The organism is Streptomyces sp. NPDC087300 (genome assembly GCF_044744425.1).
Lineage (GTDB): Bacteria > Actinomycetota > Actinomycetes > Streptomycetales > Streptomycetaceae > Streptomyces.
This window is the reverse complement of sequence record NZ_JBIUYI010000002.1, coordinates 672,839-686,543: the sequence shown is the minus strand read 5'-3', so window position 1 is coordinate 686,543 and position 13,705 is coordinate 672,839. Positions and strand designations below refer to the sequence as shown.

Annotated in this window: 14 protein-coding genes; 12 read left to right on the top strand and 2 right to left on the bottom strand. The window is 73.8% G+C overall.

What is annotated here, in order from left to right; all coding sequences use genetic code 11:
- The 4 genes from ACIO9J_RS08705 (at position 1) to ACIO9J_RS08690 (ending at position 4,903) form a co-directional block, all read left to right on the top strand.
- Positions 1-1,992, top strand: coding sequence for a putative baseplate assembly protein (locus tag ACIO9J_RS08705; protein WP_401994684.1), 1,992 nt, complete (start codon positions 1-3; stop codon positions 1,990-1,992).
- A 29-nt stretch (positions 1,993-2,021) separates the two neighbouring features.
- Positions 2,022-2,696, top strand: coding sequence for a phage tail protein (locus ACIO9J_RS08700; protein ID WP_401994681.1), 675 nt, complete (start codon positions 2,022-2,024; stop codon positions 2,694-2,696).
- A complete protein-coding gene (locus ACIO9J_RS08695) occupies positions 2,693-3,931 on the top strand; it encodes an NADase-type glycan-binding domain-containing protein (protein ID WP_401994678.1) in 1,239 nt (412 codons plus the stop codon). Before ACIO9J_RS08700 ends, ACIO9J_RS08695 begins: the two co-directional genes overlap by 4 nt.
- Positions 3,932-4,132: 201 nt before the next feature.
- Positions 4,133-4,903: a thioesterase II family protein gene (locus ACIO9J_RS08690; protein ID WP_401994675.1), complete on the top strand. Its 771-nt coding sequence runs from the start codon at positions 4,133-4,135 to the stop codon at positions 4,901-4,903.
- 30 nt (positions 4,904-4,933) lie between these two features.
- On the opposite strand, the gene ACIO9J_RS08685 is transcribed toward ACIO9J_RS08690, so the two are convergent.
- Positions 4,934-6,082 carry a Ku protein gene (locus tag ACIO9J_RS08685; protein WP_401994672.1) on the bottom strand — a complete coding sequence of 383 codons (1,149 nt, stop codon included), beginning with the start codon at positions 6,080-6,082 and terminating at the stop codon, positions 4,934-4,936.
- A gap of 60 nt (positions 6,083-6,142) precedes the next feature.
- Here ACIO9J_RS08685 and ligD point away from each other — a divergent pair, with 60 nt between their 5' ends.
- The 3 genes from ligD to ACIO9J_RS08670 all read left to right on the top strand — a co-directional run bounded on the left by ligD (position 6,143) and on the right by ACIO9J_RS08670 (position 8,455).
- Positions 6,143-7,039 (top strand): non-homologous end-joining DNA ligase, encoded by an 897-nt coding sequence (gene ligD, locus ACIO9J_RS08680; protein ID WP_401994669.1) that lies wholly within the window; start codon positions 6,143-6,145, stop codon positions 7,037-7,039.
- Positions 7,036-7,923 carry an ATP-dependent DNA ligase gene (locus ACIO9J_RS08675; RefSeq protein WP_401994666.1) on the top strand — a complete coding sequence of 296 codons (888 nt, stop codon included), beginning with the start codon at positions 7,036-7,038 and terminating at the stop codon, positions 7,921-7,923. The genes ligD and ACIO9J_RS08675 overlap by 4 nt, the downstream gene beginning before the upstream one ends.
- A 103-nt stretch (positions 7,924-8,026) precedes the next feature.
- On the top strand, positions 8,027-8,455 hold the full coding sequence (locus ACIO9J_RS08670; RefSeq protein ID WP_401994663.1) for a nuclear transport factor 2 family protein: 429 nt from the start codon (positions 8,027-8,029) through the stop codon (positions 8,453-8,455).
- Positions 8,456-8,488: 33 nt separating this feature from the next.
- Here the strand turns inward: ACIO9J_RS08670 and ACIO9J_RS08665 are convergent, their stop codons facing one another.
- A complete protein-coding gene (locus ACIO9J_RS08665; RefSeq protein WP_401994660.1) occupies positions 8,489-9,298 on the bottom strand; it encodes a nuclease-related domain-containing protein in 810 nt (269 codons plus the stop codon).
- Between the two features lie 264 nt (positions 9,299-9,562).
- On the opposite strand from ACIO9J_RS08665, the gene ACIO9J_RS08660 reads away from it, so the two are divergent.
- From ACIO9J_RS08660 to ACIO9J_RS08640, 5 genes are all read left to right on the top strand, one after another.
- Entirely contained in the window at positions 9,563-10,240 is a 678-nt protein-coding gene (locus ACIO9J_RS08660; protein ID WP_401994657.1) for a hypothetical protein, read from the top strand.
- Positions 10,241-10,382: 142 nt separating this feature from the next.
- Positions 10,383-11,042 carry a class F sortase gene (locus ACIO9J_RS08655; protein WP_401994654.1) on the top strand — a complete coding sequence of 220 codons (660 nt, stop codon included), beginning with the start codon at positions 10,383-10,385 and terminating at the stop codon, positions 11,040-11,042.
- A gap of 51 nt (positions 11,043-11,093) precedes the next feature.
- Positions 11,094-11,828, top strand: a complete 735-nt coding sequence (locus tag ACIO9J_RS08650; RefSeq protein WP_401994651.1) for a hypothetical protein — start codon at positions 11,094-11,096, stop codon at positions 11,826-11,828.
- Positions 11,825-13,135, top strand: coding sequence for an ATP-binding protein (locus ACIO9J_RS08645; protein ID WP_401994648.1), 1,311 nt, complete (start codon positions 11,825-11,827; stop codon positions 13,133-13,135). The genes ACIO9J_RS08650 and ACIO9J_RS08645 overlap by 4 nt, the downstream gene beginning before the upstream one ends.
- A 211-nt stretch (positions 13,136-13,346) precedes the next feature.
- Positions 13,347-13,697 carry an SH3 domain-containing protein gene (locus tag ACIO9J_RS08640; RefSeq protein WP_401994645.1) on the top strand — a complete coding sequence of 117 codons (351 nt, stop codon included), beginning with the start codon at positions 13,347-13,349 and terminating at the stop codon, positions 13,695-13,697.
- The last annotated feature ends 8 nt before the right edge of the window (positions 13,698-13,705 follow it).

The window sequence follows — 13,705 nt, the reverse complement described above, 5'->3', positions numbered from 1 at the left end:
ATGGCCCTGCCCGCACCCCACCTCGACGACCGGCGCTTCCAGCAGTTCGTCGACGACGCCAAGCGCTACATTCAGCAGCGCTGCCCGGAGTGGACCGACCACAACGTCTCCGACCCGGGCGTCACCCTCATCGAGGCGGTCGCGCACATGGCCGACCAGGTCGTGTACCGCCTCAACCGGGTGCCGGAGAAGAACCACCTGGCCTTCCTCGACCTGCTCGGCGTCACCCTCTTCCCGCCCGCCGCGGCCCGCGCCGACGTCACCTTCTGGCTCTCCGCGCCGCAGACCGAGCCGGTGGTCCTGCCGGCCGGCACCGAGGTGGCCACCAGCCGCACCGAGACCGAGGAGGCGGTGGCCTTCGCGACCGAGGGCGACCTGACGGTGGTGCCCTGCGAGCTGGCCTCGGTGCTGCGCCAGGAGTCGGGCGGCACCCCGCAGGACTGCGGGCAGGACGTCTTCGGCGGCCGCGACGTGGCCGCCTTCACGGCATCCCCGCAGCCCGGCGACACCCTGCTGTTCGGGCTGAGCGCCCCGGTGCCGCGCTGCGCCGCCGTGCTCCAGCTCGACAGCCGCGTCGACGGCGTCGGCGTCGACCCGCGCCAGCCGCCCCTGGTGTGGGAGGCGTGGACCGCGGAGGGCTGGACGGAGTGCGAGGTGGAGGAGGACGCCACCGGTGGCCTCAACCGGCCGGGCGACGTGGTGCTGCACATCCCCGCGGGCCACACCGTGTCCCGGATCGGCAGGCAGGACGCGGGCTGGCTGCGCTGCCGGGTGACCGAGGCGGTGCAGGGCCAGCCGTTCTACAGCGCGTCGCCGACCGTGCGGGCCGCCTCCGCGTTCACCATCGGCGGTACGACGACGGTGGCGCACGCCGACGTGGTGCGCGACGAGTCCCTCGGCGACTCCTCCGGCGTCCCCGGCCAGCGGCTGCGCCTGGCCCAGGCGCCGGTCGTCGCCGACCGGCCGCCGCTGGTCCTGGAGATCGCCGAGCACTCGGGCGACGACGGGGACGACGACGAGAACGGCGGGGCGGGCTGGCACCAGTGGCAGGTCGTGTCGGACTTCGCGTCGTCGGGCCCGTTCGACCCGCACGTCACGCTGGACGCGGCGACCGGTGAGATCGCCTTCGGTCCCGCGGTGCGCGAACCGGACGGCTCCCTGCGGCAGTTCGGCGCGGTGCCCGCCAAGGGCGCGGCGATCCGCGCGAGCCGCTACCGCACCGGCGGCGGCCGCGCGGGCAACGTGGCGCGCGGCGCCATCCAGGTGCTCCGCAGCTCCATCCCGTACGTCGCCCGCGTGGAGAACCGCGAGGCGGCGCGCGGCGGGGTGGACGGCGAGACCGTGCAGGAGGCCAAGGTCCGCGCGCCGATCGCGCTGCGCGCCCAGGAGCGTGCGGTGACCGCGCGCGACTACGAGGAGCTGGCGCGGCGCGCGGCCCCCGAGACGGCCCGCATCCACTGTCTGGCCGCGGACACCTCGGAGGCGGGCGAGAACGCGGTCCGCGTCCTGGTCGTCCCGCAGGCCGTGCCCGACCGGGGCGGCCGGATGCGCTTCGAGCAGCTGGTGCCCGGCGAGGAACTCCTCTCGCGCGTCACCCAGTTCCTCGACGACCGCCGCCCGATCGGCACCCGGCTCGCCGTCGGGCCGCCGTTCTACCAGGGCGTCACGGTCGTCGCCACGCTGCACTCCTTCCGCGCGGCCCAGTCGGAGAAGGTGCGCGCCGAGGCGCTCGACGCGCTCTACGCCTACCTGGACCCGCTGACCGGTGGTGCGCACGGCGACGGCTGGCCCTTCGGGCGGCCGCTGCGCGCCGGTGAGATCTTCGCAGCGCTCCAGCGCGTGCCCGGCGTCGAGCTGGTCGACGAGGTGCTCCTGCACCCCGCCGACCCGCTGACCGGGCGGCGCGGCGACGCCACCGACCGCATCGATCTCGCGCCGTCCGCGCTGCTGTTCCCGTTCGACCACCGCGTCCGCGTCATCGAGGCGCGATGAGCGGGCCGGTCGGTGACGGTGCCGCGTCCATGTCCAAGGGCGCCGGCTCGTCCTCGGCGTACATGTCCAAGGGCTCGCCGTCCGCGGGGCAGGCCACCGGAGGCGGCACCGGACAGGGCGCGGGGCAGCCGCCCACGTCGCACCGGGGCGGCATCGATTCGCTGGGCTCCGCGCATCCGCTCGGCGAGCAGCTGCCCGCCGTCTTCGCCGACGACGACTTCGCGCTGCGCTTCGTCTCCGGGCTCGACGTCGTGCTGGCCCCCGTCTTCACCGTCCTGGACTGCCTGGAGGCGTACTTCACGCCCTCGCTCGCGCCCGAGGACTTCCTCGGCTGGCTGACCGACTGGGTCGGCACGGAGCTCGACGGCTCGGAGCCGCTGACGCTGCGCCGTCACGCGGTGGCCTCCGCGGTCTCCCTGCACCGGGTGCGCGGCACCCGGCGCGGCCTGGCCGCCGCCGTCGAACTCGCCTTCGGCGTGGCGCCCGAGATCACCGAGAGCGGCGGCGCCACCTGGTCGGCGCGGCCGCTGGGCTCGTTCCCCGGCAGCCCGCGTCCGGCCCTGCACATCGCTCTGCGGGTCCGCGATCCCGAATCCGTGGACAGCCACCGCCTGCACGCGGTCGTCGCCGCGGCCCGTCCCGCCCACCTCCCCTTCACGGCCGAGGTGACCACCGCACCCGTCCCTGAAGGAACCCACCCATGACCGAGAAGCCTGAGATGCCAGACTCCCCTTCCACCGCTCCCTGCCCCGAGTGCGGCACCCCGGCCCGCCAGCACGGCCAGTCCTTCTGCGACTCCTGCGGCGCCTTCCTGCGCTGGGACACCCCGGCCGCCCCCGCGGGCACCGGACCCGCCGCTCCCTCCGACGACCCGGTGCCCGACCTGCCCCCGGGCTCGGCACGCGACCACGCGCGCGAGGGTTCCGTGCCGGGCGCTTCGGCGACCACCGTGCCGCTGCCGACGGCCGCGCCGGGTGAGCCCGCGCAGCCGCCGCACGCTCCCCACGCCCCGCACCAGCAGCAGCCCGCGGGGAACTACTCCGACAGCGGCCAGCCGCGCCAGGACGACCAGCGGCCTCCCTCGGGACACTCCGACACCGCGATCAGGTCGCTGCTCGTGCCGGTGCCCGAGTCCGAGCCCGTCGCCAGGCCCGAGGCGCCCGGCGGCGTGCTGCCCGGCCGCCCCGAGGCCGCCCGCCCCCGGGTGCGCCAGGCCGCCGTGCCCGCCGAGCCCGAGTCGGGCATGCCGTGCCCCGGCTGCGGCGTCCCCAACGCGCCGCGCAGGCACTTCTGCCGCAGCTGCGCGACGCCCCTGAAGGACCACTCGGGCCCGCCCGCCGAAGGCCCGTACGCCGGGCAGCGGCCGCGCCTGAACCGGGACCGCACCCGGTGGATCTACCGCGCCGTGGTGGCCGCGATCGTCGTCGGCGTGGTGCTCGGCGGGATCTTCGGCGGGCCGCCCGCCGCGCGGGCCGTGCAGGACCACTTCGCCAAGCGCGTCCCCGTCCGCCCCACCGACTTCAGCGCCTCGCACTCGGCGCCGAAGCACGGGCCCAAGGTGGCCTTCGACGGCTACTCCAACACCTGGTGGGGCACGGGCTATTCGGGCGACTCGGCGGGCCAGTGGCTGCAGGCCGACTTCGGCCAGCCCACCGATCTGCTCAACATGATGATCACGCCCGGCACTTCGCCGCGCACCGCGCAGGCCGCCGAGCAGGCCAGGCCCATGGAGTTCGACCTCGTGGTGACCGACTCGGCGGGCAAGGAGCGCACCTTCAAGCGCCGGATCAACGACGGCGGCGCGCAGAAGATCGACGTGCGCGTGCGCGACGCCGTCTCGTCCCGTCTGGTGCTGCGCTCCGCGTACGGCGCGGGCGGCAAGAGCCAGGTGGCCATCGCCGAGCTGGAGTACTTCGGCAGGTCGACCGGCGGGCAGTGAGCCGGTAGGACGACAGTGAGGGGCGGCCCGGTTCCGGGCCGCCCCTCACTGTCCGTGGTGCGTCCCATGAGCTGTCCGTGGTGCGTCCCGTGACCGCTCGGACGGCCGGGCCGGGACCGGGGGATGACATCCTGTCCGGGACGCGGGACGGCGGCGCAGGCCGCGTCCGGCAGGCGACCACATCACGAGAGGACGCGGTCAGTGAGCGACTGGATACGGTGCTTCCACCCCGCACCCGAGGCCCCGGCCCGGCTGCTCTGCTTCCCGCACGCGGGCGGCTCGGCCAGCGCCTACCACCCGCTGTCGGCGGCCGTCAGCGGCACGGTGGAGCCGTTGGTCGTGCAGTACCCGGGCCGCCAGGACCGGGGCGGCGAGCCGTTCGCGGAGCGGGCCGACCAGATCGTCGACGCGGTGCTCGGCGCGCTCCCGCACCGCCCGGGAGACGCCCCGCTCGCCCTGTTCGGGCACAGCATGGGCGCGGTCGTCGCGTACGAGACGGCGCGGCGCATGACGGGCGAAGGGCGGCCGCCCGTGGCCCTGTTCGTCTCCGGCAGGCAGGCGCCCGCGCTGCCGCGCCGCGTCACAGGACCGCGCCCGGCCCGCGAGCTGACCGACGCCGAACTCCTCGACGACATGCGGGAGTTGTCCGGCACGGCCGACGAACTGCTCACCGACCCCGATCTGCTGCCGCTGATCCTGCCGCCGATGCGCGCCGACTATCAGCTGCTCGACGACCACGTGCACCGCGCGGGCCCGCGCCTCGACTGCCCGGTCATCGCCCTGACCGGCGAGGACGACCCGCGCGTGACGGTCGACGGGGTGCGCGGCTGGGCGGAGGAGACGAGCGGCTCCTTCGACTGCCACGTCCTGGCGGGCGGCCACTTCTTCCTCGACGCCCATCTGCCGTACGTCACCGCGACGATCGCGTCCGCCCTGCGCAGGAGCGCGACGGGGGACGTCCGGGTGGGGTGACGCCGGACCGCCTTCCCCGCAGCGCTCCCGTCAGGCGGAGGCGCGCCGCTTCGCCGTGGTCTTCTTCGCCGTGGCGGACTTCTTCTGCGTCGTCTTCTTGGCCGCCGTGGCGGTCTTGCGGCCGGTGCTCTGCGCCGACTTCGACGCCGACTTCTTCGCGGGCGCGGCCGCCGTCTTCTTCTTGGCGGCCGTCGACTTCTTGCCGCCGACCTGCTTGGGCGCGGCGGGGGCGGACTTGCGGGACGAGGACGAGGAAGCCCCCGACGAAGCCGCCGAGGAGGAGGACCGCGAAGAAGACGCCGACGACGCCGACTTGCGGCGCCTGGCAGGCAGCGGGGTCACCTCGGCCACCTCGCCGTCGTCCTCGCCGTCGCCCTCCCCCTTGCCCGCGCTCTCGCCACGCGCCGACCGCGCCGCGCGGACGCTGTTCTCCAGGGCCGCCATCAGGTCGATGACCTTGCCGCCGCCCGCCTCGGCCGCGGGCGTCCGCCCGGTGGGCGCGGTGCCGCCGACCTTCGCGGCGATGAGCTCCTCGACCGCGTCGCGGTAGTCGTCGTGGAGCGTGGAGATGTCGACCTCGCCGAGCGTGTCCATCAGGGCGTCCGCCAGGTCGAGTTCGGCGTCGCGGACGGTGACGTGCGTGTCGGGCGCGACGCCCTCGGGGACCCGGATCTCGTCCGGCCACAGCAGCCCGTGCATGGCGATGACGTCGTCGACCACGCGCAGCATGCCGAGCCGTTCCTTGCCCCGCAGCGCGAACTTGGCGATGGCCACCTTCTGGCTGCGCTTGAGCGCCTCGCGCAGCAGCGTGTAGGGCTTGGCGGCGGGCACGCCGTTCGCCGAGAGGTAGTACGCCGCGTCCATCTGGAGCGGGTCGATGCGGTCCGCGGGGACGAAGGCGACGATCTCGATGGTCTTGGCGGTCGGGATCGGGAGCGCGGCCAGGTCCTCGTCCGTGATGGGGATGACCGAGCCGTCCGCGTCCTCGTACCCCTTGCCGATCTCCGCCGACGTCACCTCGCGGTCCTCCAGCTCGCACACCTTGCGGTAGCGGATCCGGCCGCCGTCCTCGGTGTGGATCTGGCGGAAGGAGATCGAGTGGTTCTCGGTGGCGTTCACGAGCTTGATCGGGATGCTGACCAGGCCGAAGGAGATCGCACCGTTCCATATGGATCGCACGTCCGGCACCTCTCACTGGGCGGGGGGTCGATTCGTACCGATTTGTGGGACTCTCATCGTATGACGCCGATCACGGAGGTGGAGGGGCGACGGCTCGCGCTCAGCAATCTGGAGAAGGTGCTCTACCCGGTGGGCGGCTTCACCAAGGGCGAGCTGCTGCACTACTACGCCGGTACGGCCGGCGCCCTCCTCGCGCACCTCTACAACCGGCCCGTCTCCTTCCTGCGCTACCCGGACGGCCCCGAGGGCCAGCGCTTCTTCGCCAAGAACGTGCCCCCCGGCACCCCCTCCTGGGTGCGCACCGCCGACGTGCCCCGCTCCGACGGCACCGCGCGCCAGATCCTCGTACAGGACCTGGCCACCCTGATGTGGGCGGCCAACCTGGTCACCGAGTTCCACACCCCGCAGTGGCAGGCGGACGCCCCGGGGCAGGCCGACCGGCTCGTCCTCGACCTGGATCCGGGCGCCCCGGCCACCATCGTGGAGTGCTGCGCGGCCGCGCTCTGGCTGCGGGACCGGCTCACGGCGGACGGCTTCCACGTGTACGCGAAGACGTCCGGCAGCAAGGGCCTGCACCTGCTCGTACCGCTGGAGCCGACACCCGCCGAACGGGTCACGGCGTACGCGAAGGAGCTGGCCGTCGAGGCCGAGCGCGAGCTGCCCGCGCTCGTCGTGCACCGGATGACGCGCAGCCTGCGTCCGGGCAAGGTCTTCGTCGACTTCAGCCAGAACGCCGCCGCGAAGACCACCGCAGCGCCCTACACGCTGCGGGCCCGCCCTGAGCCGACCGTCTCCACCCCCGTGACCTGGGCGGAGATCGAGCAGTGCGACGATCCCGGCCTGCTGGTCTTCCGCGCGGACGACATCGCGCCGCGCCTGCGCAGGTACGGGGACCTGCTCGGCCCGCTCATCAACCTCAACCGGGCCAGACCCCTGCCCGCGCGGGCCGCACGGTGAGCCTCGCCGCGCCGGTGCGGGTCGCCCTGGCCCAGGCCGTGAACTCCCTTCCCGAGGGCGGTGGTTGGGCCTACGAGCCCAAGTTCGACGGCCACCGCCTGGTCGTGCACCACGCCCCTGACGGCCGGGTGACGCTCCAGGCGCGCTCCGGGCGCCTGGTCACGACCGCCTTCCCCGACCTCGCGGAGGCGGCCGCCCTGCTGCCGCCCGGCACGGTCCTGGACGGCGAGGTCGTGGTGTGGACCGAGGGGCGCATCGACTTCGCCGCCGTGCAGCAGCGGGCCGCGGCCACCCGGGCCCGCGCCGCCCTGCTCGCCAGGACCCTGCCCGCCTCGTACGCCGCCTTCGACCTGCTCGCCGAGGACGGCGAGGACCGCAGGGGCACGCCGTACCAGGAGCGCCGGGCCCGTCTCGTACGGCTGCTCGAACCGCTCGGGCCCCCGCTCCAGGCGGTCCCCTCGACGACGGACCGTGCGCTGGCCCTGACCTGGTACGAGACGCTGCCCGCGACCGGCGTCGAGGGCCTGGTGGTCAAGCGGCTCGACGGGGCCTACCGGGGCGGCACGCGCGCGTGGCTGAAGCTGCGGCACAGCGACACCCGCGACGCGGTGGTCGTCGGCTGCACGGGGAACCCCGCGCACCCGCAGGCCCTGGTGCTGGCGCTGCCCGGGGACGGCACCCCGGTGGTGTCGTCCCCGCTCTCCCCGGCGGTGCGGGCGGCCGCGGCCCGGACGCTGCCCGCACCGGCGGGCGAGGGCGTCGCGACGGCGATCGGGATCGGCGAGGTGACGTACGCGATGCTGCCCGCGGAGCCGGTGGTGCTGGTGGAGGTGCGGCAGAACACGACCCGGCACGCGACGGCGGTCGTGGTGCGATTCCGGTGAGCTGTGATCGGCATCACCATTAATCAAGTTTGACTAGCTGGCCTTCGCGGCATACCTTCTCTACCAGTAGTCAAACTTGATGAATCATCGAAGAGGAGACCGCGTGACCTTCCTTCCCGAGACCGGATACGTCCCGACCGACGAGGACCGCGCGAGCCTGGACGCCTGGTTCGCCGCCTACGACGGACACAGCGCGCGCCGCGAGGTCGAGCGCATGGCCGACCTCGCGGTCTTCCCGCTCAACCTGGTCAGCGACGACTCCGCGGGCGACGGGCGGGCCGCGCAGTGGGACCGCGAGCAGTTCGTGGCCACCATGACGCACGTGATGGGAGAGGGCGGCGAGAACATCACCTTCGAGTCCACGCGCACGCCCGTCTTCCTCTCCCCCGCGATGGCCGTCGTCTTCACCGACTCGGCGATGACGGCGAACGGCGAGACGCAGCACCTGCGTTACGCCGACATCCTGATCAGGCGCGGCGGCTCCTGGGCCTTCCAGACCATGATCCAGGGAGGCTGGGGGGACAACCTGTAGCCGCCCGCTCCGCCCCGGTCCTCGACGGAGCGGTCAGACCCGCCGCCAGGCGCGGCGATCCCTGGCCAGCGCGTGCAGCGCCTCCACGTCGGCCGGTTTCAGCACGCCGCCCAGGTGCGCGAGGCCCGGCAGGTCCGCCTCGCGCAGCACCCGCACGTCGCGCGGCGGCGCCGCCAGGTGCAGGTCCGCGGCCCCCGTCCCCGCGATGGCGAGGACGGGCCGCACCTCGGCCGTCAGCGCGAAGGAGGCGCGGCCCGCGTCGGAGCGCAGCCCGCGCAGCAGCGGTACGGGGTCGCCGCGGCCGACGGTGACCAGCGGGTCGGCGATGCGCACCCGCTGCTTGCGCACGGCGAGGGTGCCCACGCAGAACAGGCCGCCGGGGCCGATCAGCAGATGGTGGATGCGGGCGCCGCCGGGCAGCGGGACCGAGTGCAGCACGCGCCAGCCCGCGCCTTCGAGCCCGTCGAGCGCGTCGCCGACCGCCTTCTCGCCCGCGAGCGCGTGATGCCTGGCGTCGGCGCGCAGCCTGCGGGGCGGCACCGGATCGCGTTCAAGAGCGATGCGCAGGGCCTCGCCCGGCCGGTTCGGCGCGAGGTCGTCGTCGGGGTGCAGGGACAGGCGGGCCAGCTCGGCGGGGGTCGGCACCGGCGGCGGGCCCACCGCCACCTGGCCGGTCAGGAAGGGCCCGAGGGCGTCGAGCACCTCCGCCTCGCGGTCCTCGTTCAACAGGTTCACCCGGGACGCCTCCCGGTCGTACCACGCCACGTTCCTGCCGTCGGCGAGGCAGACGTAAAGCCGTTCCTGGCCATGCCGCCAAGCCGGTACGACGCGCAGTCCGCTCATGCACCACCACCCCCTCGACCATGGGAGCAGGCCGGACGCCCGGGGGCAAGAACCCGTCGGTGGCGGAGTGAAGTTGGGACGTCTTTGCGCCGACTTGGACCGGTCCCTGTCGGATGTCCCGCCGGTCCCGTAACGGCACTGCCTGCACAGCTATGGCGTGCTGTTACATAGCCGCCGAATTGCCGCAATAGCGGACATCTAACTTCGTAGCTGTCCACCCGATCACACCGGAGCGACCAGCCGACAGACCGTAAGGAACGTCCCGTGAGCACCCATCGCCGCCACACCCTCCTCCGTACCGCCGCCGTCTCCGCCCTCGCCGGCGGCGCGCTGCTCATCCCCGCAGCGGGCGCCTTCGCGGACTCACCCCCGGCCGAACCGACCGCCACGCAGCCGCCGTCGCAGGACCACAAGGACGAGACGCCGAAGCCCAAGCCCACCGATCCGGCCGACCAGAAGGACGGCAAGGGCGGCAAGGACGAGAGCGGCGACAAGAAGGGCGGCAAGTGGGGGCCCGTCTTCGAGGTCACCCTCGGCAACGGCGCCAAGGCCAAGGTGCAGAACCGCGGCGGCGCCTACGTCGCGACGATCATCGTCAAGGGCAAGGAGATCGCGACGCTCTCCTCCACCCACCCGACGATCACCCAGGGCGGTGTGCGGTACGAGCTCTACCCCTCCAACGGGCACATCGGCATCACGTACCTGAAGGACAAGGACGGCAAGCACGACCAGAAGGTCACCCCGCAGCCGACGAACGACCAGAAGCAGCAGCACCGCACGGGCGACAAGACCGTCACCCCCAAGGGCGGCGTCAAGGCCGGCGCCGAGGGCGTGCACAGCGCCGGTGACCCGGCCTTCCTGGTGGCCGGCGGCGGCATGGCGGCGGCCGGTGCCGCGGGCCTCGGCTTCGCGATGCTGCGCCGCGGCCGCACGGACTCCTGAGCCCCCGCTCCCCCGTCCCCCTCCCCACCGGCCGCCGGACGGACGACCTCCGTCCGGCGGCCGCACCCCTGCCCGCGCCCCTTCCCGCCCTCCGGCCCCAGCGCCCCCCACCCCTGCCCCACCTCTCCCCCCAGGAGTCCTCGTGAGCACCCCCACCGACTACGAGCCCGCCGAGACCCCCGCCGCCCGGCAGCGCCGCCACACCGCCCGCATCGCCGCGTCCGCGGCCCTCCTGGCGACCCTCGGCATCGGTCTGATCGCCTGCGGACAGGGCGGCAAGGGTGACCCGGCCCCGGACGTGAAGGTCAACAACGCGGCGACCACGCAGGCCAGGCACGCCACCGAGCCGCTCAAGGCGTCCGAGCCGACCGGCCTGCGGATCCCGTCGGCGGGCGTCGACGCCAAGTCGATGCTCGATCTGAAGGTGGGCGCGGACCAGGAGCTCGAAGTGCCGCCGGTCGACAAGGCGGACGAGCCCGGCTGGTGGACCGGCGGCGTCACGCCCGGCGAGAAGGGCGCGGCCGTGATCGTCGCGCACTACGACACGGCGAAAGGCCCCGCGCTGATGAAGAACGTCGCGAAGGTCAAGGTCGGCGACACTGTCGAGGTGCCCCGCGCGGACGGCAGCACGGCGACGTTCAAGGTCCGGGAGATCCAGCAGGTCGACAAGAAGGACTTCCCCACCAATAAGGTGTACGGGGCGACCGACCGACCCGAACTGCGCCTGCTGACCTGCGGCGGGCCGATCGTGGGCGGTCACCGCTCGGACAACATCATTCTCTACGCCGACCTGGTGTCGTAACAACAGGCCTGGTGCCACGACAGGCCGCGACCCGCGGCAGGCAGGAGTGCAGTGAACCGCAGCCGGCTCGCGCTCGCCGCGGCCCTCACCGCGGCCGCCGCACTCCTCGTCGGCGGCTGCGGCGACCCGGGCGGCCTGCGCGGGGCGGGCGCGACCCCGACCGCCGAGGGTCCCACCCACCTCTGGCCCGACCTGCCGCCGCCGTCCGCGCCCGCCGAGGACTACGGCGCGATAGAAGCCGTGAAGGTCACCGGCGTGAAGGTGCCCGGCGGCGATCTGCACAAGGTCGACCCGGCCGACGTCGTGCGCGCGGACTTCACCCAGAACCCGGGCACGTACGAGCGCTCCGACACCGCCTACAAGAAGACCGTCGAGCGGCTCAAGGACTGCGCGGCCGACAACTCGGGACGGACGGGGCGGTGCCCGGTCCTCAAGGCGTACTACCGCGATCTGACCGGCGACGGCAGGGACGACCTGATCGTCGGCGTCTCCACGCCCGACGACAACCTCGACATCCGCGTCTACGCCGAGGAGGACCGGCAGCTCACCCAGATCATGGAGATGAGCGACGCGGTGCTCGGCGTCGAACTGGCCGCCCGCGACCTGATCATCCGGGCCGTCTCCAGCCTGCCGGGGTACGAGTACCACACCGTCTGGTCCTGGGACGCGCACCAGAAGGCGATGCTGCCGACCAGCGACGAGATCGTTCGCTCCGCGAGCGCGTCTCGCCCCAAGAACCTTCCCTCCAAGAGGCCGAAGCCGTCTCCTTCGGGGACCGGGCGATGAGCCGCGGGACGACGCGGCGCGGGCCGCGGCTGCCCGCCTGGACGGCGACGCTGACCTGGAAGGCGGCCGTCTTCATCACCGTGATGTGCTGCGCGCTCGCCGCGATGCTCGGCGCGCTCGTGCACGTCTCGGTGACCAACCAGACCGTGGGCCAGGCCCGCGAACGCGCCCTGGTCCGCCTCAAGGAGGTCACCGAGCGGTACGAGGCGGGCGACCGGCTCGGCCCCGGCGCGGGCGTCGACCCGGCGGGCCTGCCCGCGGGCCTGCGCGACCTCGCGGTGAGCGGACAGCGCGCCACGATGGTCGCCGCCCACGAGTCCCGGCCCACGATGTGGGCGGCGGGGCCCGCCGACGGGGGCCGCGCCATCGCCGTCCAGGTCGACTACGCGCAGGGCGCCCGCACCATCGACGGCCTCGACCGGGCCATCCTCGGCTCCTCCGTCCTCGCCATCGGCGCGACGCTCCTCGTCGGCGCGTTCGCGGTGACCCGGGTGACGCGGCGGCTGCACATGACGGCGCAGGTGGCGCGGAAGATCAGCGCGGGCGACCTCGACGCGCGCGTCAACGACCCGCACTCGGGCCCGTCCGCCACGGGGACGCCGCGCCACCAGGACGAGGTCGCCGCGGTGGCCGGCGCCCTGGACACGATGGCCTCCTCGCTCCAGGGCAAGCTCCTGAGCGAGCAGCGGTTCACCGCGGACGTGGCGCACGAGCTGCGCACCCCGCTGACCGGACTGCACGCGGCGGCCGAGCTGCTGCCCCCCGGACGGCCCACCGAGCTGGTGCGGGACCGGGTCGCCGCGCTGCGCACGCTGACCGAGGACCTCCTGGAGATCTCGCGGCTCGACGCGAAGAGCGAACACGTGGACCTCGACGCGCACCGCCTCGCTCCACTGGCGGAACGCGTGGTGCGCTCTTCGGGACCCGGCACGGAGCTCGTCGTCGTACGCGACGTGTGCGTGGAGACCGACCGGCGGCGCCTGGAGCGGGTGCTCGGAAATCTGGTCGGCAACGCGCTCAAGCACGGGCGGGCGCCGGTGCGCGTGACGGTCGACGGCCCCGTCGTCACCGTGCGGGACCACGGGGACGGCTACCCCGGCTACCTCGTGGAGCACGGGCCGCAGCGGTTCCGCACGGAGGGCACGACCAAGGGCCACGGGCTCGGCCTGACCATCGCGTTGGGCCAGGCACGGGTCCTGGGCGCCCGCCTGACGTTCTCCAACGCCCCCGACGGGGGCGCGGTCGCCTCGGTGCGGCTGCCCTATGAGGAACCCTCCCCCACCGGCACGGACGAGACGGCCCCTTAAGGGGCGCGGGGAACTGCGCGCTCAGCGCGCGACGAGCCGCAGTCGCGTCTGCCACGTTGCCCGGCAGAGGCGGCTGCGGCTTTTCTCTGGTTGCTCGCGCAGTTCCCCGCGCCCCTTACGGGGCTCATCGTGTGCCATTGCAGGCGCAACGTGACCCTTTTACGGTGAATCGCGGCTTAAGCGAAAGCCGCAACATCCCCGAGGAGGCCCCATGTCCCTGCGGACCACCGCCACCCGGCTCGGCATAGTCGCCGCCGGCGGCGCGCTCGCCGCGCTGACCGTCGCCGGACCCGCCGCCGCCCTGGACGGCGCCAACAACAACCCGCCCGTCTACAAGGGCCGCGTCACCGCCAAGTCCGGACTCCTGCTCCGCGACGCACCGACGCGCGGCAGCCGCGTGATCCGCAGCGAGCCGTACGGCAAGGTCGTCACCATCTTCTGCAAGACGACCGGCGACACCGTCGAGCGCAACAACCTCTGGTACCTCCTCACCGACGGGACCTGGGCCTGGGGCGCCGCGCACTACATCGCCAACATCGGGCAGGTCCCGCGCTGGTGCTGAGCACCCCG